Source organism: Marinovum sp. (assembly GCF_048263515.1).
Classification (GTDB): domain Bacteria; phylum Pseudomonadota; class Alphaproteobacteria; order Rhodobacterales; family Rhodobacteraceae; genus Marinovum.
On the sequence record NZ_JBLXEC010000002.1, the window covers coordinates 253,229 to 273,989 of the forward strand.

Annotated in this window: 24 protein-coding genes; 7 read left to right on the forward strand and 17 right to left on the reverse strand. The window is 67.5% G+C overall.

The features are described 5' to 3' along the window. Positions 1 to 11 precede the first annotated feature (11 nt). The gene (locus ACN0SE_RS03660) at positions 12 to 1,340 is read left to right on the forward strand and encodes an SPOR domain-containing protein (RefSeq protein ID WP_417523126.1); all 1,329 of its coding nucleotides are present in this window, start codon (positions 12 to 14) and stop codon (positions 1,338 to 1,340) included. Between the two features lie 325 nt (positions 1,341 to 1,665). Here the strand turns inward: ACN0SE_RS03660 and ACN0SE_RS03665 are convergent, their stop codons facing one another. From ACN0SE_RS03665 to ACN0SE_RS03690, 6 genes are all read right to left on the reverse strand, one after another. Further along, a complete protein-coding gene (locus tag ACN0SE_RS03665; RefSeq protein ID WP_417523127.1) occupies positions 1,666 to 2,691 on the reverse strand; it encodes a hypothetical protein in 1,026 nt (341 codons plus the stop codon). Between the two features lie 95 nt (positions 2,692 to 2,786). Continuing rightward, positions 2,787 to 2,945 (reverse strand): cbb3-type cytochrome oxidase assembly protein CcoS, encoded by a 159-nt coding sequence (gene ccoS / locus ACN0SE_RS03670; protein WP_417523128.1) that lies wholly within the window; start codon positions 2,943 to 2,945, stop codon positions 2,787 to 2,789. Positions 2,946 to 2,948: 3 nt separating this feature from the next. Beyond that, the gene (locus tag ACN0SE_RS03675; protein ID WP_417523129.1) at positions 2,949 to 5,132 is read right to left on the reverse strand and encodes a heavy metal translocating P-type ATPase; all 2,184 of its coding nucleotides are present in this window, start codon (positions 5,130 to 5,132) and stop codon (positions 2,949 to 2,951) included. A 3-nt stretch (positions 5,133 to 5,135) separates the two neighbouring features. Then, a complete protein-coding gene (locus tag ACN0SE_RS03680; RefSeq protein WP_417523130.1) occupies positions 5,136 to 5,597 on the reverse strand; it encodes a FixH family protein in 462 nt (153 codons plus the stop codon). Position 5,598: 1 nt separating this feature from the next. Beyond that, entirely contained in the window at positions 5,599 to 7,146 is a 1,548-nt protein-coding gene (gene ccoG, locus ACN0SE_RS03685; RefSeq protein WP_417523131.1) for a cytochrome c oxidase accessory protein CcoG, read from the reverse strand. A 102-nt stretch (positions 7,147 to 7,248) separates the two neighbouring features. After that, positions 7,249 to 8,142, reverse strand: coding sequence for a LysR family transcriptional regulator (locus ACN0SE_RS03690; RefSeq protein ID WP_417523132.1), 894 nt, complete (start codon positions 8,140 to 8,142; stop codon positions 7,249 to 7,251). Positions 8,143 to 8,242: 100 nt separating this feature from the next. Between ACN0SE_RS03690 and ACN0SE_RS03695 the strand changes: the two genes are divergently transcribed. Continuing rightward, the gene (locus ACN0SE_RS03695) at positions 8,243 to 8,407 is read left to right on the forward strand and encodes a hypothetical protein (protein WP_417523133.1); all 165 of its coding nucleotides are present in this window, start codon (positions 8,243 to 8,245) and stop codon (positions 8,405 to 8,407) included. Positions 8,408 to 8,593: 186 nt separating this feature from the next. Continuing rightward, the gene (locus tag ACN0SE_RS03700) at positions 8,594 to 9,049 is read left to right on the forward strand and encodes a DsrE family protein (RefSeq protein ID WP_417523134.1); all 456 of its coding nucleotides are present in this window, start codon (positions 8,594 to 8,596) and stop codon (positions 9,047 to 9,049) included. A gap of 435 nt (positions 9,050 to 9,484) precedes the next feature. On the opposite strand, the gene ccoP is transcribed toward ACN0SE_RS03700, so the two are convergent. Genes ccoP through ccoN form a run of 4 tightly spaced genes read right to left on the reverse strand, consistent with a single transcriptional unit; the run spans position 9,485 to position 12,976 of the window. After that, positions 9,485 to 10,360: a cytochrome-c oxidase, cbb3-type subunit III gene (ccoP, locus tag ACN0SE_RS03705; RefSeq protein WP_417523135.1), complete on the reverse strand. Its 876-nt coding sequence runs from the start codon at positions 10,358 to 10,360 to the stop codon at positions 9,485 to 9,487. Beyond that, a complete protein-coding gene (locus ACN0SE_RS03710; RefSeq protein ID WP_417523136.1) occupies positions 10,357 to 10,548 on the reverse strand; it encodes a cbb3-type cytochrome oxidase subunit 3 in 192 nt (63 codons plus the stop codon). The genes ccoP and ACN0SE_RS03710 overlap by 4 nt, the downstream gene beginning before the upstream one ends. Positions 10,549 to 10,559: 11 nt before the next feature. Further along, positions 10,560 to 11,330 carry a cytochrome-c oxidase, cbb3-type subunit II gene (gene ccoO / locus ACN0SE_RS03715; protein ID WP_417523255.1) on the reverse strand — a complete coding sequence of 257 codons (771 nt, stop codon included), beginning with the start codon at positions 11,328 to 11,330 and terminating at the stop codon, positions 10,560 to 10,562. A gap of 32 nt (positions 11,331 to 11,362) precedes the next feature. Next, positions 11,363 to 12,976, reverse strand: coding sequence for a cytochrome-c oxidase, cbb3-type subunit I (gene ccoN / locus ACN0SE_RS03720; protein WP_417523137.1), 1,614 nt, complete (start codon positions 12,974 to 12,976; stop codon positions 11,363 to 11,365). 194 nt (positions 12,977 to 13,170) lie between these two features. Between ccoN and ACN0SE_RS03725 the strand changes: the two genes are divergently transcribed. Next, positions 13,171 to 14,010: a universal stress protein gene (locus tag ACN0SE_RS03725; RefSeq protein WP_417523138.1), complete on the forward strand. Its 840-nt coding sequence runs from the start codon at positions 13,171 to 13,173 to the stop codon at positions 14,008 to 14,010. Positions 14,011 to 14,030: 20 nt separating this feature from the next. Here ACN0SE_RS03725 and ACN0SE_RS03730 read toward each other — a convergent pair whose 3' ends face one another. After that, positions 14,031 to 14,465, reverse strand: coding sequence for a DMT family transporter (locus ACN0SE_RS03730; RefSeq protein ID WP_417523139.1), 435 nt, complete (start codon positions 14,463 to 14,465; stop codon positions 14,031 to 14,033). A 122-nt stretch (positions 14,466 to 14,587) separates the two neighbouring features. Here ACN0SE_RS03730 and ACN0SE_RS03735 point away from each other — a divergent pair, with 122 nt between their 5' ends. Further along, complete coding sequence (locus tag ACN0SE_RS03735; RefSeq protein WP_417523140.1) at positions 14,588 to 15,001, forward strand: c-type cytochrome; 414 nt, start codon at positions 14,588 to 14,590, stop codon at positions 14,999 to 15,001. Positions 15,002 to 15,017: 16 nt separating this feature from the next. On the opposite strand, the gene ACN0SE_RS03740 is transcribed toward ACN0SE_RS03735, so the two are convergent. The 3 genes from ACN0SE_RS03740 to ACN0SE_RS03750 all read right to left on the reverse strand — a co-directional run bounded on the left by ACN0SE_RS03740 (position 15,018) and on the right by ACN0SE_RS03750 (position 16,293). Continuing rightward, a complete protein-coding gene (locus ACN0SE_RS03740) occupies positions 15,018 to 15,515 on the reverse strand; it encodes a MarR family winged helix-turn-helix transcriptional regulator (protein WP_417523141.1) in 498 nt (165 codons plus the stop codon). A gap of 83 nt (positions 15,516 to 15,598) precedes the next feature. Next, positions 15,599 to 15,898 (reverse strand): succinate dehydrogenase assembly factor 2, encoded by a 300-nt coding sequence (locus tag ACN0SE_RS03745; RefSeq protein ID WP_417523142.1) that lies wholly within the window; start codon positions 15,896 to 15,898, stop codon positions 15,599 to 15,601. Beyond that, a complete protein-coding gene (locus ACN0SE_RS03750; RefSeq protein ID WP_417523143.1) occupies positions 15,895 to 16,293 on the reverse strand; it encodes a helix-turn-helix domain-containing protein in 399 nt (132 codons plus the stop codon). Before ACN0SE_RS03750 ends, ACN0SE_RS03745 begins: the two co-directional genes overlap by 4 nt. A 91-nt stretch (positions 16,294 to 16,384) precedes the next feature. On the opposite strand from ACN0SE_RS03750, the gene ACN0SE_RS03755 reads away from it, so the two are divergent. Both ACN0SE_RS03755 and ACN0SE_RS03760 read left to right on the forward strand, forming a co-directional pair. Continuing rightward, positions 16,385 to 17,587 (forward strand): pyridoxal phosphate-dependent aminotransferase, encoded by a 1,203-nt coding sequence (locus ACN0SE_RS03755; protein WP_417523144.1) that lies wholly within the window; start codon positions 16,385 to 16,387, stop codon positions 17,585 to 17,587. A gap of 4 nt (positions 17,588 to 17,591) precedes the next feature. Beyond that, on the forward strand, positions 17,592 to 17,996 hold the full coding sequence (locus tag ACN0SE_RS03760; RefSeq protein ID WP_417523145.1) for a hypothetical protein: 405 nt from the start codon (positions 17,592 to 17,594) through the stop codon (positions 17,994 to 17,996). A 197-nt stretch (positions 17,997 to 18,193) separates the two neighbouring features. On the opposite strand, the gene ACN0SE_RS03765 is transcribed toward ACN0SE_RS03760, so the two are convergent. The 3 genes from ACN0SE_RS03765 to ACN0SE_RS03775 are packed head-to-tail and all read right to left on the reverse strand — an operon-like array spanning position 18,194 to position 20,751. Beyond that, positions 18,194 to 19,573, reverse strand: a complete 1,380-nt coding sequence (locus ACN0SE_RS03765) for an MATE family efflux transporter (protein ID WP_417523146.1) — start codon at positions 19,571 to 19,573, stop codon at positions 18,194 to 18,196. Between the two features lie 37 nt (positions 19,574 to 19,610). Continuing rightward, positions 19,611 to 20,312, reverse strand: coding sequence for a DUF1194 domain-containing protein (locus ACN0SE_RS03770; RefSeq protein WP_417523147.1), 702 nt, complete (start codon positions 20,310 to 20,312; stop codon positions 19,611 to 19,613). A 10-nt stretch (positions 20,313 to 20,322) separates the two neighbouring features. Beyond that, entirely contained in the window at positions 20,323 to 20,751 is a 429-nt protein-coding gene (locus ACN0SE_RS03775) for a VOC family protein (RefSeq protein ID WP_417523148.1), read from the reverse strand. Between the last annotated feature and the right edge of the window lie 10 nt (positions 20,752 to 20,761).

A 20,761-nucleotide genomic window follows, 5' to 3' on the forward strand; every position in this document is an offset into this window, starting at 1 on the left:
GGGGACTGGTGATGAAAAAGAGTATCTGTACGGCGTTGGCCGTGGCAATTGGCTTTTCCGCAAATGTGGCACCGGTGGCGGCGCAGATCAGCGCTGATCTCGCCACCCCGGCCGAGCTGCCACCGGCCTCGTTCACCGGGCGACAATATGTCGACAGCCGCGGCTGCATGTACATCCGCGCCGGCATCGACGGCAATGTCACCTGGGTGCCGCGGGTCGACCGCGACCGGCAGGTGATCTGCGGTCAGACCGTTTCTGCCCCCGCTGCCGCACCCGCAAGGGTCGTCGAAGCGCCTGCGCCGGTGGCAGAGCCCGCACCGGCCCCCGCCACCGTCGCGACACGCCCCGCACCGCGGCCGGTTGTCGCCGCGCGGCCCGCGCCGGCCCCGGCCCGGGTGGCTGCTGCCCCGACACCGCGCCGCGCCGCTGCCCCGGCACAGCGCCGCGCTGTCGCCGTGGCCCCCAAGCCTGCCGCCGCACCGATGCCCAGGCTGATCCGCATTCCGAAAGGCGCCAAGATCGCGCGACGTGCCCCCGCTGCCGCGGTCAACAGCGCGCCGGCGCCCAAGGTCATCGTCCGCCGCGCCGGTCAGCTGCCGCCCAACACCGTGCTGCGCACGCCTGACGGGCTGAAAAAAGGCCCGACCGTCGTGGTGCGTGGCACCGGTCAGGCGGTGCGCGTGGGGCAACCGCCGGTCAAGGTCTTCACCGGCACCAGCGGCGTCCTGCATGTGACCGACCAGACCCGCATCGCGCCCAAGGCGGCCTACGTCGGCGGCGCCTCGGTCAAGGTGCCGGTGCCGCACGGCTATGAACGCGCTTTTGACGATGGCCGGCTGAGCACCACCCGGGCGCATCAGACGCTGGACGGGCGGCGCAAGATGCTGCTGACCTGGACCAACACCGTGCCGCAGCGGTTGGTCGATCAGTACACCGGCGAGGAGGTCAGCCATTATTTCCCCGATCTGCGCTATCCTTATCGCTCGATGAAGGAGCAGCAGGCCGCCGGTTTCGTCAGCTCGCGCGGCGAAGCGCCCAAGGCCGCGCCGCAGCAGCTGCGCAAGAGCACGCCCAAGGTGGTGCGCAAGCAGGTGGCGGCCGCGCCCGCCAGCCATCGCTACATTCAGGTCGGCACCTTCTCGACCATGGCCAAGGCGCAGGCGGCGATCGGGCGGTTGCAGGCGGCGGGGCTGTCGGTGCGGGTCAAGGATTTCGCCCGCAACGGCGCGGCTTATCGCACGGTGCTGGTCGGGCCTTTCGCTCGGCAGGACGCGCTGTCCTCGGCGCTGAACGTGGTGCGCAACCGGGTCGGCTATCGCTCGGCGCAGCTGCGCGACTGAGGGTTATCTGGGTTGAATTTGAAAGGCGGGCCATGTGCCCGCCTTTTGCACGTCTGGCCCTGAGCCGCGCAGTCGACGGGCCGTGGATCGGCGATCCTGCCTGAGGTCTGTGCGGTTTATCCCGGCCACTGGCGCGCTTTGAATGCGCGACGCGCTTGCGTCACCCAATCGCCGGTCCGGGGGGCGGGTCATGCCACAGGCATGCTTTCAGCATGGCGATGGCGCGGCGGCCTGCGGCCTCGATTCCGCGCCGGTTTCGCGTCGGGCCGATGGACGGGGCAATTGTACATGCATCGGGGATGCTGCGGCGTGCAGCCGAGTGAGGCTATTCCCCGCAGATCGCCTGCAGCCGGAGCCAGTCGTTGTCCGACATCACCGGGTCGGCATCGGCACCGGCCAGCGGATCGCCCTCGATCAGGCTCAGAGTCTTTTCTCCGGTGAAATCCATCGCATAGGCATAAGGCGCGGTGTGCAGCCGTGCCTCGCGGAAGGCGTCGATCACCGCCTCGTCGGGCAGGCGTTCCGGCGTGCCGGCCATCAGTGCCAGCGCAAAGCGTTCCAGCGCGTCGTCGGGCAGCTGCCCGGTGGTCAGCAGCCGCGCGGTGGCCATCACGCCGGATTGCCGCAGCAGCGCCTCGAGCGGGTCGTCGCGCCGGGCGCGCAGCTCTTCGACCAGCACGTAACCGGCGGCGGCCTCGGGGTCTTCGGTGTCTTCCAGCACGCGGCGGTCGAGCAGGATGAAGCCGCCCGGCAGATGCGCCGTGGCCCGCGACGAAGCGCGCAGAACCACCAGATCGCCGCCGCGCTCCGGCCCCAGCACCCGCCGCGCCAGCATGCGCAGCGGCGGGGTGCCGGTCTCGGCGCGGCAGGCCGGGCCGGCGACGCGGGAAATCTCGCTGAGCAAGGCGCGGCCGATGGCATCGCGTTTGACGTCTGGCACCACCCGCATGGTATGCGCCACCAGCGCATCGGGCAGCCAGAAGACCGCAATCGCCAGAAAGGCCGCCAGCGCCGAAGCCCCGAGGCCCCAGCGCAACCGGCCCTGTTTCGGTCGGCGGCGGGAAATCTCGCGCCGCAGCCGCTCGATGGCGTCGATCATGTCGCTGGCGTCGTCATCCAGCTCCAGCTCTTCGCCGGGATCGCCGTCGGGGAAGTAGCGGGCGGGGCGCTCGCCGGGGTTGGCGCGCTCGATCGCGGCCAGCGACCAATGCGCCAGCGCCTGATCATTCATGTCGCTCAGAACCAGCGTTGCCTCGCCCAGCGACACCACCACATGCCGGCGCTGCGCGCCCTCGGTGGCCCGCCAGAGGCCCTGGGCCTCCAACCGCTGGAATTCCTTCAACGCTGTCATCTGCAGGGCCTGCTCCGCCTCATCGGCGCGGACCCTAACATGATCCCTAAGGCGGCGTCCATGAGCGCCGCAACCGGTTCGGAGGCTTTGCGACCTCAGGGTTTCGGATGATCGTCCCAGCGGTCGCTGAGGATGCGCCGGGCGTTGCCCTGGGGATCATCGTATTGCCGGCTCCGGACGGTAAAGACAAAACCCGCAAGCCCCAGCCCGCCAAGCAGCAGGGCAATCGGAATGAGATAGATCAGCACGGTCATGGCTTACCTCAGGCGCAGGGCGTTGAGCGAGACGGTGATCGACGAGGTCGACATCGCCAGCGCGGCAATCAGCGGTGTCGCCAGCCCGGCAATGGCCAGCGGCACGGCGAGGATATTGTAAAGCGTGGCGATGCGAAAGTTCTCGCGGATGCGGCGGGTGGCGGCACGGGCGGTGGTCAACGCCTCGGGCAGCGGGGCGAGATCACGGCCGAGCAGCACGATGTCACTGGCCACCCGCGCGGCATCAAGCGCGCTGGCCGGCGAGACCGAGACATCGGCCATGGTCAGCGCCGCGGTGTCGTTGAGCCCGTCGCCCACCATCAGCACCTGCGCGCCCTTGTCCTTCAGCGCCGCGATCCGCGCCGCCTTGTCCTTGGGGCGGGCCTCGGCCTGCCAGTCGGTGATGTCGAGGCGGCGGGCGAGGGCAGCGACCGGGCCGGGGGCATCGCCGGAAAGCAGGATAACCCGGTGACCGGCGGCCTGCAGGGTGGCGACGGCCTGTTCGGCGCCGGGGCGCAGCGCATCGGCAAAGGCAAAGCGGTGGGTTCTGCCATCGGGGAGCGTGAGCCAGGCGGCGGTCTCGCCGCCCCCGTCCTGCGCACCGATCCAGCCCGCGCGGCCAAGCCGCAGCGTCTGTCCCTCGTGCACGCCCTCGGTGCCAAAGCCCGGCACCTCGCGGATCTGCGTCATGCGCGCCGGCTGCAGGCCACGGTCACGGGCGGCCTGTGCCAGCGCGCGGCTCAGCGGATGCGAGGAGGCCTCGGCCAGCGCCAGCGCGAGGCGCAGAACGTCGTCGGGGTGGCTCTCGGGGTCGGTCAGCGCCGGTTGGCCCTCGGTGAGCGTGCCGGTCTTGTCGAACACCACCGTGTCGACCCCCGCCAACCGCTCCAGCGCGGTCTCGTGCTTGATCAGCAATCCGCGTTTGAACAAGCGCCCGGAGGCGGCGGTGGTCACGGCGGGAACGGCGAGGCCGAGGGCGCAGGGGCAGGTGATGATCAGCACCGCGGCGGCGATGTTGAGCGCGATGCGCAGGTCGCCTGACCAGAAATACCAGCCGACAAAGGCCAGCGCCGAGAGGATATGCACGCCCGGCGCATAGAGTTTCGCGGCGCTGTCGGCCAGCGAGGTATAGCGCGAGCGGCCGGATTCAGCCACGGCCACCAGCTGGGCCAGCTGGTGCAGGGTGCTGTCCTTGCCCACCGCCGTCACCTCGACCTGCAGCGGTCCGGTCAGGTTCACCTCGCCGGCGCTGACCCGCATGCCGGCGGTGGCAAAGACCGGCAGGGTCTCTCCGGTGAGCAGCGAGCGGTCGATCTCCGACGTGCCACCCAGGATCACCCCGTCGACCGGCAGCCGCCCGCCGGGGCGCACCAGCACCACCTCGCCGATGGCCAGATCACCGAGCGGCACCTGTTCCTCGACGCCGTCGCGCAGGCGGATGGCACGAGGCACTTCCAGCGCGGCCAACTCCTCGGCGGCAGAGCGGGCGATGGCGCGGGTGCGGTGATCGAGATAGCGGCCGGCCAGCAGGAAGAAGGTCAGCGCGATGGCGGCGTCGAAATAGGCGTGATGGCCCGAGAGCCAGGTCTCCCAAAGCGAGGTGACCAGCGCCAGGGCAATGGCCAGCGAGATCGGCACATCCATGTTGAGCCGCCGGGCGCTGAGCGCGCCCCAGGCGCTGCGAAAGAACGGCTGCGCGGCAAAGCCGATGGTGGGCAGGGTGATGGCGGCGGATATCCAGTGAAAGAGGTCGCGGGTGGCGCCCTCGGCGCCGGACCAGACCGCGACCGACAGCAGCATGACGTTCATCATCGCAAAGCCCGCCACGGCGAGCCGCATCAACAGGTCGCGCCCGGCCTTGTCGGTGGCAGTGGCGCGGATGAGGCCGGCGTCGAGCTCATGCGCCTCGTATCCGGCACGGGCCAGCGCGGCGATCAGGTCGGCGGCGGTGACGTCGGGCGCAGCGGCGACACTCACCCGCTTCAGCGTCAGGTTCACCCGGGCCGCGCGCACGCCGGGCAGGGCGGAGAGCAGATCCTCGACCGCGGTGATGCAGCCGGCGCAATGGATCGAGGGCAGCGACAGGGCGAGCTCTCCGGGCAGGTCGCGCGCCGCCAGCGCTTGGGCGGCGGGGGCGGCGGCGCAGGCCGGGCAGGCCGAGAGCGCGGGGCGCAGGGCGGCGGTCATTGCTTACTCCACCCGCAGGATGACGCGCTGGGCAAAGGGCGTGCCATCCAGCGCCCGCGCGGTCATCCGCACGTTCCAGTTGCCCGGCCCGATCTGCGCGGCGGCGACATAGTTGCGGCCGGTGAAGGTGAAGGCGGGCTCGAGATCGTCCTTCACATGCGTGGCGCGGCCCAGAACGGCGTGCAGTTCGGTGACCTGCACCGGGCGGCCCCCTGCATCCTCGATCCACAGGGTCACCTGGCCGCCGCCGGCCTCGGCCCGCACCTGCCAGCCCAGCGCCTGCTGGGCGTCGCGGCGGGCGTCGAAGCTCTGGCTCGCAACATAGGAGTTCCTGACCTCCAGCCCCGGAAAGGTGCTGACCGCGTTGAAGGCCAGCGCCAGGTTGACGGCGATGATGACGCCAAAGGCGCCGGTGAAGATCGCCAGCACGTGCCAGCCGGTAAGCTTGCGGTCTGCGGTGGTCATGTCATTGCTCCTTGCCGTTGAAGACGGTGTCTTCAAAGCTGCGTTCGCCGCTCTCGGTATCCTCGACCCAGAGCCTGATGTCGGTGCGGTCACGTGTCGCCGGGCCAGAGGCCGCCGGCGCGATCACGTAGACCTTGTGCAGTTGCGTGCTGTCGGCGGGCACCACGACGTTTGCGCCGGTCGCGCCCTCGACCTCGAGCCGCAGCGCCGTGTCGCCCACGACGGACAGCAGGAAGGGCTGGGCACTGCCGTGCTTGTTGCGCAGACGCACCTCGTAGGTGTTGCGGATCGCGCCGTCGGACAGGGTGACAAAGGTCGGGTTGCGCACCGGGGCCACCGTCATGTCGATGTCGGGCCTGACGAAAAGCGCAAAGAGCAGCCCGAGGCCGACCCCGGCCCAGAGTGCCGTGTAGAGCAGGGTGCGCGGGCGCAGGACGTGTTTCCAGACCGGCTTGGGCGGCGTGCCGGCGCGCTCGGCGGTTTCGTCGGTGAGCGCCATGTAGTCGATCAGCCCGCGTGGCTTGCCGATTTTGGACATCACCTCGTCGCAGGCATCGATGCAGAGCGCGCAGGTGATGCACTCCATCTGCTGCCCGTTGCGGATGTCGATGCCCATCGGGCAGACGTTGACGCAGGCCATGCAGTCGATGCAATCACCCGGCGGCTGGTCCTTGGCCGGCGTCGCGGCGCGCGGCAGGGCAAAGGGCATCGGCGTCGAGGGATAGGCCGGCGCGGCGCGGCCGGTGGCGGCCTCTTCGGCAGCAATCTCGAGCGACAGCGCCTTTTTCTTCGGCTGCCGTCGCAGCTTGCCCTTGCCGCGCGGCTCGCCCCGCCAGGACCGGTAGCCGACGGTCAGCGTGTCCTCGTCCATCATCGCCGCCTGAATGCGCGGCCAGGGGCAAGCGTAGATGCAGATCTGTTCGCGGGCGAACCCGCCGAAGACAAAGGTGGTCAGCGTCAGGATCGCCATGGTGGTATAGGCCACCGGATGCGCCTGGCCGGTCACCAGATCGCGCAGGAGCGTCGGCGCATCGGCGAAATAGAACACCCAGGCGCCGCCGGTGCCCAGGCCGATCAGCAGCCAGATCGTCCATTTCGTCAGCCGCAACCGCGCCTTGCGCAGGTTCATCGGCTGGCGGTGCAGGCGCAGCTGGGCGTTGCGGTCGCCCTCGATCCTGCGTTCGACCAGAGTGAAGAGGTCGGTCCAGACGGTTTGCGGACAGGCATAACCGCACCAGACCCGGCCCAGCGCCGAGGTGAAGAGAAAAAGGCCCAGCCCCGCCATGATCAGCAGACCGGCGACGAAGTAGAATTCATGCGGCCAGATCTCGATCCAGAAGAAATAGAACCGCCGGCCCGCAAGGTCGATCAGCACCGCCTGGTCGGGCAGGCTGGGGCCGCGGTCCCAGCGGATCCAGGGCACCAGGTAATAGATGCCCAGGGTGACGATCATGATCGCCCATTTCAGATTGCGAAACCGGCCCGAGACGCGCTTGGGAAAGATCGGTTCGCGCGATTTGTAGAGGCTCTGCTCTTCGGTGACAGACAAGGGGGATCTCCGATAGGGGCTTCGTGTCAGCGCCCTTCTTGGAGGCTTTGCTGCGCCGCGGCCTTGACCTGAGTCAAATGGCGCCGGTCTTTCGCCCGGGGCTCAGCCGATCAGGCCCGGCGCCTGCGCCTTGCCCTGCTGGCGCAGCCAGCTGACGAAGCGGCGCAGCGGCGGGCGCTGCACGCCGGGGCGGGTGACGATGAAGTAGCCCTTCTTGCGGACATCCTCGAAAAGCACGCGCAAGCGCCCGGCGGCGACATCCTCTTCGATGAAGATCCGCGCGGTGATGGCGATGCCCTGGCCCTGGCGCGCCGCCTCGATCATCAGGTTGCCGGGCAGGGACGAGATGCCCATGGCCCGGTTGCGGCCGACGCCGAGCCTGGCAAACCACTCGGTGGCCTCATTGGTGCCCAGCTCCTGCAACCAGTGAAAGGCGCGCAGGTCGTTGAGATCGTCGAACTCGCGGTCGCCCACCAGCGAGGTGGCGGCGACCACGGCGATCGGCGATTTGACCAGCAGTTCCGCCTCGAGCCCCGGCCAGATGCCCGAGCCGTAGCGCAGGGCGACGTCGATGCCTCCGGGCTCGATCTTCTTGACCTCGGCAGTGGGGTCGATCATCAGGCTGACCGTCGGATTGGCGGCGCGGAAATCCGCCAGCCGCGGCATCAGCCAGGAGGCGGCAAAGCTGGGCGTGACCGAGACCATCAGCGGCCGATCGGCATCGCGGCCCGTCAGCTCGTCACAGACCCGGACCACACCGCCCAGCCCGTCGAGCAGCGCCTCGGCCAGCCGCTGGCCCTCTGTTGTCAGCACCATGGCGCGGCCGGAACGGTCGAGCAGGGTGAGGCCGAGATGCGCCTCGAGATTGCGGATCTGCTGACTGATCGCGGCGTGGCTGACGTTGAGCGCATCGCCCGCCTTCTGCACCGCGCCGGTGTCGGCAAAGGCGGCAAAGGCGCGCAGCGCCGCCAGAGGGGGCAGGGCGGTCCAGTCCATCATGTAATCCTTGCTTACACGTCTGAATTATTCCTGCCTCGCCCGGGCCCCGTCAATAGCGCATATTCATTGCACACCCCATTGACCCCAGGAGGCTGACATGTTCGGAATTTTTGCAGATGTCTTCAAGCGCGCAACCTATCTCGACGACCCCCAGACCCGCTTTCACGCCGACGAGGCGCCGCGCCGCGACATCCACCAGCGCGCGCCCTTTCACTGGTCTTACGAGACCCGCCGCCGGCTGACCGGCAGCGAGGACGCCTGATCCTGCCGCTGGCCGGGCGCTCTGCGCCCACCCGCCGGCCCGAGGCCCGCGCCGGATGCTCCCCCGGCGCGGGTCTTCACGTATTCATATAGCTTAATTTCTTGATTCGTTTTTCCGTCGAGGCCAGAGTGGGACTCCGCGCGCCGGGAAGGCGCGGCAGACACGAAGCCTTTCAGGGAGGACATGATGAAATACATTATCGCACTGGTGAGCGCCGCGGTGCTGGCCGTTCTGGCCGTCACCGCCTCGGCCCAGGACACCGAGCGCTATGGCAAGCAGAAGGTCGTCTATCACATCAACTACGATGGCGGGACCGAGTCCAAGGCCTACAAGGGCGCAATGCGCAACATCCAGAACCACATCAACGCGGTGGGGGCCGAGAACCTCGACGTCAAGGTGGTGCTGCATGGCAATGGCCTGGGCCTGCTGATGGCGGCCAAGGACGACAGCACGCTGCAGACGGTGGTGGGCTCGCTCAAGGGGCAGAACGTGGGCTTTCAGGTCTGCAACAACACGCTGAAGGGGCGCAAGATCAGCTATTCCGACGATCTCTATGACGTCTGGGAAGAGGACATCGTGCCCTCCGGCGTGGCCGAGCTCTCGCGGTTGCAGCAGATGGGGTATACCTACATCAAGCCGTAAGTCCGTCTTGCCGGCGCGGAATCAAGGCCGCAGGCCGCCGCGCCATCGCCATGCTGGAAGCATGCCTATGGCATGACCCGCCCCTATGACCCGGCGATTGGGTGACGCCAGCGCTCCGCTCGTTTGGAGCGCGCCAGTGGCGGGGATAAATTGAACAGACCTGAGGTCGGATCGCCGCACCGCGACTCGTCGATAGCGCGTCTTCCGCAGTGGGTCTGACGTGATCGGGCGCGGAACAAGGCCGCAGGCCGCCGCGCCATCGCCGGGCCACCCCCTTGGCCCGGCGATTGGGTAACACCAGCGCGCTGTTCATTCAAAGCGCGCCAGTGGCTGAAATAAACCGCACAGACCCGCGGCAGGATCGCCGGACCGTGGCCCGGCGATGGCGCGGCTCGGCGCGGTGAAAGGGCCGCTTGATAGCGGCCCTCCGCAGGGCTACTCGCCGCCGCCCAGCCCGTGCACATAGGCCGAGACCGCGCGGATCTGCGCCTCGCTCAGCCGTCCCTGCCAGGCCGGCATCACGCCGTAGCGCGAGCCGTGCACCGCCTCGACCAGCCGCTCGTAATCGCCGCCGTAGAGCCAGATCGCATCGGTCAGATCGGGCGCGCCCTGCATCCGGTCGCCGGTGCCATCCTCGGCGTGGCAGGCGGCGCAATTCTCGGCAAAGACCTCGGCCCCCGCCGCCACCTCGTCGGCATCCCGTGGCGTGCCCGACAGCGACATGACGTAATTCGTTACCTGCGAGATCTGCTCGCGTTCGAGCAGGTCATCGCGCCCGAAGGCCGGCATCATCGAAAAGCGCGTGTCGGGATGATCCTCGGTGCGGATGCCATAGGACACCGTCTCGTGGATCGCGGCAATGTCACCGCCCCAGAGCCAGTCGTCGTCCAGCAGGTTGGGATAGCCGCTGGCCTGGGCGCCGGCGGCACCGGAGCCGTGGCACTGCGCGCACCATGTCCGGAACACCGCCGCCCCGGCATTGCCGGCATAGTTCAGCAGCTCGGGGTCCTCGGCGATGGCGGTCAGCTCGACGCTTTCGAGCCGGGCGTTGATCGCGGCATTGGCCTGATCGACGGCGGCGATCTCCTCGGCCACCTCGGCGCGGGTGGAATAGCCCAGCACGCCGGCGGTCGCCTTCGATATCCCCGGCCAGGCCGGATAGGCGATGGAATAGCCGATGCCCCAGACGATGGTGGCGTAGAAGGCCCAGAGCCACCAGCGCGGCAGCGGGTTGTTGAACTCTTCGATGCCGTCCCAGCTGTGGCCGGTGGTTTCGGGATCGCCCTCTTGTTTCGGGGGAATGTGGCTCATCTCAGGGCCTCCTTGTCGTCGACCGCGGCCGGGCGGTCATCATGGCGCAGCGGGATGGTGGCGCAGTCGCGATGGGTGGCGCGGCTGCCGGGCCGCAGGACCCAGGCCACCATGCCGATGAAGAAGGTGAAGAGCACGAGAAGGCCCCAGCTGTCGGCCAGTTCACGCAGGAGAGAATAGTTTTCCATGACAAGTCTCCTTAGCGGCTTGCATCGGGGGTGAAGGTCGAGAAATCGACCAGCGTGCCCAGCATCTGAAGATAGGCGATCAGCGCATCGGCCTCTGACACGCCGGGCGCGCCGTCGAAGTTGCGCACGCTGACGGCCTCGCCATACCGTTCGAGCAGACCGTCGTAATCGCTGTCGGGATCGGCCTGGGCGCGGAAATCCGCCTCGGCCGCCGCGATCATCTCTTCCGAGTAGGGCACGCCGACCAGGCGATGGGTCGCCATCAGGTCATCGACATAGCGCCCGTCGATCAGCGTCCGTTCCAGCTGGTCGTATTTCGGCATCACCGATTCCGGCACCACCGACTGCGGGTCGCGGAAGTGCACCACGTGCCAGTCGTCGGAATAGCGGCCGCCGACGCGGGCGAGGTCCGGCCCGGTGCGCTTGGAGCCCCATTGGAACGGGTGGTCATACATCGACTCGGCCGCCAGCGAGTAGTGGCCGTAGCGTTCGACCTCGTCGCGCATCGGCCGGATCATCTGGCTGTGACAGACGTAGCAGCCTTCGCGCACGTAGATGTCGCGGCCCGCCAGCTCCAGGGGCGTGTAGGGGCGCATGCCCTCGACCTTTTCAATGGTGTTGTCGAGGTAGAACAGCGGCACAATCTGCACCAGCCCGCCGATGGTCACGACGAGGAAGGAAAAGATCAGCAGCAGCGTCGCATTGGTTTCGAGGATCTTGTGCCGGTCGAGGAACGAGCGGCGGCGGGGCCGCTCGCCCACGCCTGTAGCGGTTGCGGGCATCGGGGTTTTGTCGGTAGCCATCTCCGGTCTCCTTATTCGGCCGGCGTGGCATGGGCTGTGGCGGCAGGGGCCTCGACGGCCGGGCTGCGCGTCACAGTCATCCACAGGTTGTAAGACATGATCAGTGCACCGCCGAGGAACAGCACGCCCCCGAGGCCCCGGACCACATACATCGGCAGCTTGGCGGCCACGGTGTCGGCGAAGGAGTTCACAAGGAAGCCGTTGGCATCCACCTCGCGCCACATCAGGCCCTCCATGATGCCGGTCACCCACATCGAGGCGGCGTAGAGAACGATGCCGATGGTGGCGAGCCAGAAGTGCCAGCTGACCAGACTCAGGGAATAGAGCCGCTCGCGGTTCCACAGTTTCGGCACCAGGAAGTAGAGCGCGCCGAAGGTGATCATGCCGTTCCAGCCCAGCGCGCCGGAATGCACGTGGCCGATGGTCCAGTCGGTGTAATGGCTGAGCGAGTTGACCGCGCGGATCGACATCATCGGCCCTTCAAAGGTCGACATGCCGTAGAAGCCCACCGAGATCACCATCATGCGGATCACCGGATCGGTGCGCAGCTTGTCCCAGGCGCCCGACAGCGTCATCAGCCCGTTGATCATGCCACCCCAGGACGGCATCCAGAGGATGATCGAGAAAACCATGCCCAGCGTCGAGGCCCAGTCGGGCAGGGCGGTGTAATGCAGGTGGTGCGGACCGGCCCAGATATAGAGGAAGATCAGCGCCCAGAAGTGGATGATGCTGAGCTTGTAGCTGAACACCGGACGTTCGGCCTGTTTCGGGATGAAGTAGTACATCATGCCGAGGAATCCCGCGGTCAGGAAGAAGCCCACGGCGTTGTGGCCGTACCACCATTGCACCATGGCATCCTGCACGCCGGAAAAGACCTGCACCGATTTCGAGCCCCAGATCGACACCGGGATCGAGAGGTTGTTGACCACGTGCAGCATCGCCACGGTGACGATGAAGGCGAGGTAGAACCAGTTCGCCACATAGATATGCGGCTCGCGGCGCTTGATGATCGTGCCGAGAAAGACCGCGAGGTAGACCAGCCAGACCACGGTCAGCCAGAGATCGATGTACCACTCGGGCTCGGCGTATTCCTTGGACTGGGTCGAGCCCAGCAGATAGCCGGTGGCGGCCAGCACGATGAACAGCTGATAGCCCCAGAAGACGAACCAGGCGGCATTGCCGCCCCAGAGCCGCGCCGCGCTGGTGCGCTGGACCACGTAGAAGGAGGTGGCGATCAGCGCGTTGCCGCCAAAGGCAAAGATCACTGCCGAGGTATGCAGCGGCCGCAGTCGGCCAAAGTTGGCATAGCCCTCGGACCAGTCGAAGTTCAGCGCCGGAAAGGCCAGCTGAAAGGCGATGAAGGTGCCCACGAGAAAGCCCACCACGCCCCAGAAGGCGGTGGCGACCACCCCGTAGCGCACGACGCCGTCCATGTAGGCGGTCTCGCGCAGTGCGGGCGGTTGCTCTTCGTCGGTGTTGCGCAGCACCCAGAGGAACAGCCCGGCGCTGATCAGCATGATCAGCACGGCGTGCACCTGATAGGCCAGGTCCCGCGCGAAGTTGGCCGCCAGCGCTGCAAAGAGCACCAGCACACCAAGCGCGGCCAGCTTGATATAGTTCGACATTGTTTGTCCCTTCGTCTGGCCTCCGCACGATTCGTTGACCGCAGGAGGCGAATACGGATGGGAGGGTTTCTGCGCCTGCACGGCCGAGGCTGCCTTGATCTGGGTCAATCTTTTTGCGCTGCGGATTTGACGTGGCTCAAGGCGGGTCGGGCAGCGGGCCGGCTAGGGTGAGGCAACTTCAGGAGGAAGACGCCATGACCTACAAATCCCTCTTCACCGTGTTGACCGACCCCGAGCTCGACCTTTCGGTGCTGCCCCAGGCGGCGGCGCTGGCCCGTCAGTACGAGGCGCATCTCGACGTGCTCTGCCTCGGGATCGACAGCAGCCAGAGCGGTTATTACTTCGCCGGCGCCAATGCGATGATCCTGCAGGAGGCGCTGACCCGCGCCTCGGCCGAGGCGCAGGCGCTGGAAGGCGCGGCGCAGGCCTGGCTGGGCAAGACCGATCTGCTGTGGAACACCGAGGCCGCGATGGCGCAGGCCGGCGATCTAGGTCGCTTCGTCGCCGGACACGGGCGGTTTTCCGACCTGGTGATCCTGCCACAGCCCTATGGCAAGAACCGCGGCATCGACCAGGAAGCGGTGATCGAAGGCGCGCTTTTCGGGGCGCAGGCGCCGGTGCTGGTCCTGCCCGAAGGGGTGACGGCCCAGGCCGCGCCGCGCCGGGTGGCCATCGCATGGAACGAAAGCCCCGAGGCACTGCGCACGGTGCGCGCCGCGCTGCCGCTGCTGAAATCGGCCGAACGGGTCACGGTGGTGGTGATCGATCCGCCGGTGCATGGGCCGAACCGCTCCGATCCCGGCGGGCTCTTGTCGCAATACCTCTCGCGCCACGGCGTCAAGGTCGAGATCGACATTCTGTCACGCTCGATGCCGCGGGTGTCCGACGTGCTGTCGCGGGCCTGCACCGACATGGCCGCCGACCTGCTGGTGATGGGGGCCTATGGCCATTCGCGCTTTCGCGAGGCGATCCTCGGCGGGGCGACGCGCGACATGCTGGAAGAAGCGCCGCTGCCGGTCTTCATGGCGCATTGAGCACCATGGCGCTGCCGGAGCTAGGCCTGTTGCGTGATCCAGACGCCCAGGCCCATGACGCCGATGCCAAGCGCCCGGGTCATCGTCAGTGGCGAGACCTGCGCGGTGAAGAGACCGAAATGATCGATCGCCGCGGCGCTGATCAACTGGCCGAGCAGGACAAAGAACACCGCGTTGCCGACGCCGAACTTGGGCGCGATCCAGGTGACGGTGAGCACGTAGAAGGCCACGAAGAGCCCGGCCAGAAACAGGTGCCGCGGCGCGCCGGCGGCTCGCGCCAGCGCCGCGGGGCCGGTGATCATCAGCACCACCAGCGTCGCCGTCAGGGCGACGCAAAACAGGATCGACGCCGCCGCCGCGGGCGAGCCCATGCGTGTGCCGAGCGCCGCATTGAGCGCGGCCAGCAGCGGAATGCCGATCTCGGCGGCAAGCATGGTCAGGGCATAGACGTGCATCGGCCAACTCCTCGGTCTGGTCGCGCCCACTATGGCCAGAAATTTCCGGGGCGCCAGTCCCCTTGCCGCGGGGTTTTCCGGCCCCGCCAGCCTAAGCCTTCATCAACACAGGACATCCCCTCATGACCCCCTCCCAACCCCTTGCCCTGGGCCTTGCCGCGCTGGTTGCGCTGGCGGCCTGCAAGCCGAACGAAATGCCCCAGGCCGAAGAGGGCCGCCGGCTCTTTGTCGAAAGCTGCGCGCTTTGCCACGGCCCGTCCGGCCGCGGCGACGGGCCGGCCTCCGACGGGCTGACGCCGCCGCCGGCCGACCTGACGCGGATTGCCGCGCGCAATGGCGGGGTCTTTCCAAGGGCGAAGGTGCTGTCAACGCTCGACGGCTATACCCGCACGGACCTCGACGGGCCGGGGATGCCGGAGTTCGGTGATCTGCTGCGGGGTGATCTGGTGCCGCTCGACGTGGGTGACGGCATCCTGACACCGACACCGCGCCGGTTGGTAGCGCTGATGCAGTATCTCGAGGGCATTCAGCGCTGAGGCGCCGGCCCCGGTCTCAGTAGATGTAGCGGATCTGGTCGGTCCAGTAGCGCTCGACCCGGCGCAGCGACGAGGTGATCTCGGTGATCCCCTCGGGGCCAAGCACGCCACGTGCCTGCAGCCCCTCGGCGTGACGGGCAAAGAGTTGCGACACCACATCGCGGATGTCGCGGCCCTTGGGCGTCAGCCGCACGCGGACCGATCTCCGGTCGATCTCGCAGCGCTGGTGGTGCATGTAGCCTGCCTCGACCAGCTTCTTGAGATTGTAGCTGACGTTCGACCCCTGGTAGTAGCCGCGACTCTTCAACTCGCCCGCCGTCACCTCGTTGTCGCCGATGTTGAACAACAAGAGCGCCTGCACCGCGTTGATCTCGAGCACGCCGACGCGTTCGAATTCGTCCTTGATCACGTCGAGCAGCAATCGGTGCAGCCGCTCGACCAGCGCCAGCGCCTCGAGGTAGTTCGCCATGAAGCCCGCGTTTCCGGCTGCGGGCAGGGAGGAATGCAAGCTCATATCGGTCTCCGCCAAACGACTTCTTTCGGGGCAACCTGACGGACAAACCCGAAAAAAGCGTTAAGGCGGAGGGAATTGTCGCCTCAGGCGCGCTGGCCGACGCCACCGCTGGCCGAGAGCGCCACGGCGCGGATGTCGGCGATCATCGCCGCCAGCGGCTCTGGCGGGGGCATCTGGCCCGAGACCCACTGGTAGAGATCCTGGTCGTTTTCCGACAGCAGCGCATCGTAATGCGCCAGCGTGTCCTCGTCCATGTCGGCCAGACGCGCATCGGCGTAAGCCACGAGGATCAGGTCCATTTCCTTGATCCCGCGCCGCATCGAGCGCATCCGCAGCCGCTTGACCCGGGCCTCGCGGCTCTCGTCCGCCGCGGGGGCGCTCATGTGCCGGCCTCGGACAGGCGCAGCCGCAGCTTCTTTTCCAGCCGGCCGAGCTTTTCGGCATTGTTCTTCATCGTCGCCTTCATCTCGCGCAGCTCGATCAGCACCTCGTTGATGTCCGGCGTCATCAGGTCGGTCTCGTCGGGTTCCGACACGCCTTCGCCTTCGCCGTTGAGCAGCCACATCAGCGAGACGTTGAGAATGCCCGCCATGATCGAGAGCCGGTTGGCGCGCGGCTCGAGCAGGTCGTCCTCCCATTTCTTCAGGGTGCTCAGCTTGACCCCCAGCCGCTTGGCCAGGTCGGTCTGCGTCATTCCAGCCTGTTCGCGGGCGGCGGCCAGCCGGTCGCCGAAGGTTGCCGCTTCCGGGCCATACCAGTCGGTGGTGTCGTCCTGCATCTCATGCTCCTCGTGGCCCTTCGCGCTTGAACGGCCTTCCCGCGCAATCTATGACGGATGTCATTGATTTACAAACCACAGGCCCGACCCGATGTCCCTGCTTTCCGACACGCTCGCCCGTGTCAAACCCTCGCCCACCATTGCCGTCACCACCAAGGCCGCCGAATTGCGCGCAGCCGGGCGCGACGTGATCGGCCTTGGCGCCGGCGAGCCGGATTTCGACACGCCCGAGCACATCAAGCGGGCGGGCATCGCCGCCATCGAGGCGGGCAAGACGAAATACACTGCGCCCGACGGCATCCCCGAGCTGAAGGCCGCGATCTGCGAGAAATTCGCGCGCGAGAACGGGCTGAGCTATACGCCGGACCAGGTCAGCGTCGCCTCTGGCGGCAAGCAGATCCTCTACAATGCGCTGATGGCGACGCTGAACCCCGGCGACGAAGTGGTGATCCCGGCGCCCTATTGGGTGAGCTATCCCGACATGGTGCTCCTGGCCGGCGGCACGCCGGTGGTGGCCGAAACCTCGATCGACACCGGTTTCCGCCTGACGCCCGAGCAGCTCGAGGCGGCGATCACGCCGAAAACCAAGTGGCTGATCTTCAACTCGCCGTCGAACCCGACGGGCGCGGGCTATGACCACGCCTCGCTCAAGGCGCTGACCGATGTGCTGATGCGCCACCCGCATGTGCATGTGATGACCGACGACATGTACGAACACCTGGCTTATGACGATTTCGAGTTCTGCACCCCGGCGCAGGTCGAGCCGGGGCTTTATGATCGCACGTTGACCTGCAACGGCGTCTCCAAGGCCTATGCGATGACCGGCTGGCGGATCGGCTATGCGGCGGGGCCGAAAGCCTTGATCGCGGCGATGCGCAAGATCCAGTCGCAGAGCACCTCGAACCCCTGCACCATCTCGCAATGGGCGGCGGTCGAGGCGCTGACCGGGCCGCAGGACTTCCTCGCTGACAACGTGCGGCTCTTTGCCGGCCGTCGCGACCTGGTGGTGCGGATGCTGAACGAGGCCAAGGGCGTGACCTGCCCGAACCCCGAGGGCGCCTTCTATGTCTATCCCTCGATTGCCGGGCTGATCGGCAAGACCAGCGCCGGCGGCGCGCTGATCAAGGACGACGAAGCCTTTGCCACGGCGCTGCTGGAGGAGACCGGCGTCGCGGTGGTCTTTGGCGCGGCCTTCGGCCTGAGCCCGAACTTCCGGGTGAGCTACGCGACTTCCGAGGCGCAGCTGGAAGAGGCCTGCCGGCGGATCCAGCGGTTCTGCGACGGGGTGGCCTGAGCCGATGAGCAGCGCTCTGCCCGAATATTACTTTCGCGTGCGTGACAATGGCGCGCTGGTGTTCCGCATCGACACCGGCAACCGGCACCGGCGGATCGAGATGGAGCAGATCGCCGTGGTCAATGTCCGCAACGGCGAGGTCAAGCCGCAGGGCGGGCGGGCGCTGACGCCCGCCGACCGCGCCGAGATCGACCGCTGGGTGGCAGAGCGCCGCCTGCTGCTCGAGGCGCGGGAGGTCGACGACATCCTGCGGACGGTGGATCACCTGAACCAGACGGCGCAATGGGCGCAGTCGCGGGCCTCGGCGGAAGAGCTCGATCTGGTGGGGGATGCGCTGCTGCTGGCAATGCATGACCTGCGCACGGTGCTGGTGCGCAAAAAGGCGGATCGTCTGCTGAAGGACGAGTGATTTAAAGGGGCGGCCTTGCCGCGCAGGGTGGTTTGCGTTCGGGCCACGCAGGCCTTGGGGGCTTTGCCCCCAAACCCCCTGTATTGGTGGGGGCGGGGCCCCCACACCCCCTGACATGGGGGCTCTGCCCCCAAACCCCCGAGGGTATTTTCAAACAGAAGAAGCAGAGGGTGGGGTGAAAAGAACTTGCCGGGGGATCAGGACTTGGGGGAAAACTCGGTTTGGGCAGTGGTTGCCTGCGGGCTGCGGAGCCAGAAGCGGGACATCATCATCACGCCGGCGGCGGCAAGGCCGATGACGAGGCCGGCCCAGACGCCGGTGCCGCCGAAGCCCCAGGTGAAGCCCAGCAGATAGGCGGTGGTCAGGCCGAGGCCCCAGTAGCTGATCGCGGCGATGATCATCGGCACCGTGGTATCCTGCACCCCGCGCAGAAGGCCGAGGCCCAGCACCTGCATGCCGTCGGCCAGTTGAAAGAGCGCGGCCATGACGAGGAGGCCGGTGCCGATGGCAAGGATCGCGGCGCGGTCGGGGTCATCCGGCGAAAGGAAGAGCGAGATCAGCGGTTCGGGCCAGAGCAGAAAGACCGCGCAGGAGACCAGGGCGAATACCGCGGAGAGGGCGATCACCGCCTGCGCGCCGCGTCTGAGCGACAGCGGGTCCTTCTGGCCATGGGCGATGCCGGCGCGCACGGTGGCGGCGTTGGAGAGGCCGAGATGCACCATGAAGGCGGCGGTGGCCAGTTGCAGCACGATGCCATGCGCCGCCAGCGCCACGGTGCCGAGCCAGCCCATCATGATCGACGAGGCGGCAAACAGCCCGACTTCGGCGAAATTGGTCAGCCCGATCGGCACGCCCATGCGCAGCACCCGGGCCATGACGTCGAAGTCCGGCCGCCAGAGGCGGGCAAAGAGCGCATGCTGCGGCAGGCTGGTCCGGGCGTAGATCACCACCCCCAGGAGCGAGATCACATGCACCGAGAACGAGGCGCAGGCGGCGCCGGCGACGCCCAGTTCCGGCGCGCCCCAGTTGCCGAAGATCAGCATGTAATTGGCCAGCGCATTGGCCACGGCGGCGATCACCGTGATCCAGAACACCACCGCGGTGCGTTCCAGCGCGGCGAGGTAGCTCTTGATCACCATCACCAGCAGCGCCGGGATCAGAGCCGCGCCGGTGATCCGCAGGTAGACCTGCGCCTCGGCGGCAAGCGCCGGGTCCTGGCCCAGTGCCTGAAGCAGCGGGGCGGAGAACCAGAACATCGGCAGGAAGAGCGCGCCGTAGATCACCGAGAGCCAGAGCCCCATGCGGGTGATCCGGCGCAACCCGATCTCGTCGCCCTCGGCCGCGGCGGCGGCCACCAGTGGCATGACCGCGAAGGCAAAGCCCGAGCCCACAAGGAAGGTGACGAAGAACACCGTCGAGCCCAGAACCAGCGCCGCCAGCGCCTCGACCCCGTACCAGCCCATCATCACCGTGTCGGTCAGCCCGATCAGGAATTGCGCCAGATGGCCGCCGACCAGCGGCAGGCCGATGCGGGTGATGGCACGGATGTGCTCGCTGTGGGTCATCGGGGTCTGCATCAGACCGCTCTACCATTCTGGCCCGATCCGGCAAGCCCTATCGGGCGGCTTGGGGATGCGGGCCGGCGCCCAGAACCAGTTCACGGGTCTCGCGGAAGAGCTTGCGGGTCATCGCCGCCTCAAAGCCCTCGAATCCTTGCGCCTCTTCGAGAAAGGCACCGCGGCCGCGCAGCACCTCCTGCTGGTAATAGGGCACCACGCGGCTGTCGTCGCCGGTGACCACCAGGCCGTTGACTGTCACCCCGTCAAAGGGGAAGTGACGATAGGCCAGCTGCGGGCGGAAGCCTTCGTTGGTGATGCCGTCGCCGGAGACGTCGACCACCTGCCGCAGGCAGGCGGGTGCGCGTTGCAGCAGGCCGGCAGCATAGCCCAGGGCATAGCCCATGGCGGTGGGAAATTCGCTGTAGGACCGGGGCAGAGTGCTGACCCGGCGCGCCACGGCGGCAAGGTCCTCGGCGCTTTGCAGCAGCACCCAGTCCTGCAGGATCTGCTGCTGCTGCCGGCCGCTCCATTCGAAGATCGCCAGCGCCACCGGCCCGGTGCCGTCGAGGATTGCGCCGGCCACCGCCGTGTCGGTCAGCGCGGCAGCGAGGCCCTGGCGCTGCAGCTGGTGCTCGGCCGCGTTGACCGAAGCCGAGACATCCACCGCCAGCACAAGCGCCAGCCGGCAATTGGCCGCAGCGCTGCCGGCCCAGAGGGCCAGCAGGCAGACAGCCAGAAAGCGGGCGGCGCCGGGCATCTTCAAAGCCCTACCAGTGACCGGTGTTTTCCATGCTGGCCCAGGGCTCTTGCGGCGGCAGGTTGTCGCCCTCCTGCAGCAGCTCGATCGAGATATTGTCGGGCGAGCGGACAAAGGCCATGTGGCCATCGCGCGGCGGACGGTTGATGGTGACACCGGCGTCCATCAGCTTCTGGCAGAGCGCATAGATGTCGTCGGTGCGATAGGCGAGATGGCCGAAGTGGCGGCTGTCAGACGGCAGGCCCTCGTCGCCGTCCCAATTGTAGGTCAGCTCGACCGGGCACTCCTCCTGCCCCTCTGGCGCCATGAAGACCAGGGTGAAGCGGCCCTTGTCATTGTCGGTGCGGCGGGTCTCCTTCAGGCCGAGCAGCCTGTAGAACTCCATTGATTTCTCGAGGTCCTTCACCCGGACCATGGTGTGCAGATAGCGCAAAGCCATGCCTGTCTCC

What these genes read in the sequence shown, in the direction of transcription:
- ACN0SE_RS03660 (WP_417523126.1), top strand. Translation starts at nt 12, where the DNA reads ATGAAAAAGAGTATCTGTACGGCGTTGGCCGTGGCAATTGGCTTTTCC.
- ACN0SE_RS03665 (WP_417523127.1), bottom strand. Translation starts at nt 2,691, where the DNA reads ATGACAGCGTTGAAGGAATTCCAGCGGTTGGAGGCCCAGGGCCTCTGG.
- ccoS (WP_417523128.1), bottom strand. Translation starts at nt 2,945, where the DNA reads ATGACCGTGCTGATCTATCTCATTCCGATTGCCCTGCTGCTTGGCGGG.
- ACN0SE_RS03675 (WP_417523129.1), bottom strand. Translation starts at nt 5,132, where the DNA reads ATGACCGCCGCCCTGCGCCCCGCGCTCTCGGCCTGCCCGGCCTGCGCC.
- ACN0SE_RS03680 (WP_417523130.1), bottom strand. Translation starts at nt 5,597, where the DNA reads ATGACCACCGCAGACCGCAAGCTTACCGGCTGGCACGTGCTGGCGATC.
- ACN0SE_RS03690 (WP_417523132.1), bottom strand. Translation starts at nt 8,142, where the DNA reads ATGGACTGGACCGCCCTGCCCCCTCTGGCGGCGCTGCGCGCCTTTGCC.
- ACN0SE_RS03695 (WP_417523133.1), top strand. Translation starts at nt 8,243, where the DNA reads ATGTTCGGAATTTTTGCAGATGTCTTCAAGCGCGCAACCTATCTCGAC.
- ACN0SE_RS03700 (WP_417523134.1), top strand. Translation starts at nt 8,594, where the DNA reads ATGAAATACATTATCGCACTGGTGAGCGCCGCGGTGCTGGCCGTTCTG.
- ccoP (WP_417523135.1), bottom strand. Translation starts at nt 10,360, where the DNA reads ATGAGCCACATTCCCCCGAAACAAGAGGGCGATCCCGAAACCACCGGC.
- ACN0SE_RS03710 (WP_417523136.1), bottom strand. Translation starts at nt 10,548, where the DNA reads ATGGAAAACTATTCTCTCCTGCGTGAACTGGCCGACAGCTGGGGCCTT.
- ccoO (WP_417523255.1), bottom strand. Translation starts at nt 11,330, where the DNA reads ATGCCCGCAACCGCTACAGGCGTGGGCGAGCGGCCCCGCCGCCGCTCG.
- ccoN (WP_417523137.1), bottom strand. Translation starts at nt 12,976, where the DNA reads ATGTCGAACTATATCAAGCTGGCCGCGCTTGGTGTGCTGGTGCTCTTT.
- ACN0SE_RS03725 (WP_417523138.1), top strand. Translation starts at nt 13,171, where the DNA reads ATGACCTACAAATCCCTCTTCACCGTGTTGACCGACCCCGAGCTCGAC.
- ACN0SE_RS03730 (WP_417523139.1), bottom strand. Translation starts at nt 14,465, where the DNA reads ATGCACGTCTATGCCCTGACCATGCTTGCCGCCGAGATCGGCATTCCG.
- ACN0SE_RS03735 (WP_417523140.1), top strand. Translation starts at nt 14,588, where the DNA reads ATGACCCCCTCCCAACCCCTTGCCCTGGGCCTTGCCGCGCTGGTTGCG.
- ACN0SE_RS03740 (WP_417523141.1), bottom strand. Translation starts at nt 15,515, where the DNA reads ATGAGCTTGCATTCCTCCCTGCCCGCAGCCGGAAACGCGGGCTTCATG.
- ACN0SE_RS03745 (WP_417523142.1), bottom strand. Translation starts at nt 15,898, where the DNA reads ATGAGCGCCCCCGCGGCGGACGAGAGCCGCGAGGCCCGGGTCAAGCGG.
- ACN0SE_RS03750 (WP_417523143.1), bottom strand. Translation starts at nt 16,293, where the DNA reads ATGCAGGACGACACCACCGACTGGTATGGCCCGGAAGCGGCAACCTTC.
- ACN0SE_RS03755 (WP_417523144.1), top strand. Translation starts at nt 16,385, where the DNA reads ATGTCCCTGCTTTCCGACACGCTCGCCCGTGTCAAACCCTCGCCCACC.
- ACN0SE_RS03760 (WP_417523145.1), top strand. Translation starts at nt 17,592, where the DNA reads ATGAGCAGCGCTCTGCCCGAATATTACTTTCGCGTGCGTGACAATGGC.
- ACN0SE_RS03765 (WP_417523146.1), bottom strand. Translation starts at nt 19,573, where the DNA reads ATGCAGACCCCGATGACCCACAGCGAGCACATCCGTGCCATCACCCGC.
- ACN0SE_RS03770 (WP_417523147.1), bottom strand. Translation starts at nt 20,312, where the DNA reads ATGCCCGGCGCCGCCCGCTTTCTGGCTGTCTGCCTGCTGGCCCTCTGG.
- ACN0SE_RS03775 (WP_417523148.1), bottom strand. Translation starts at nt 20,751, where the DNA reads ATGGCTTTGCGCTATCTGCACACCATGGTCCGGGTGAAGGACCTCGAG.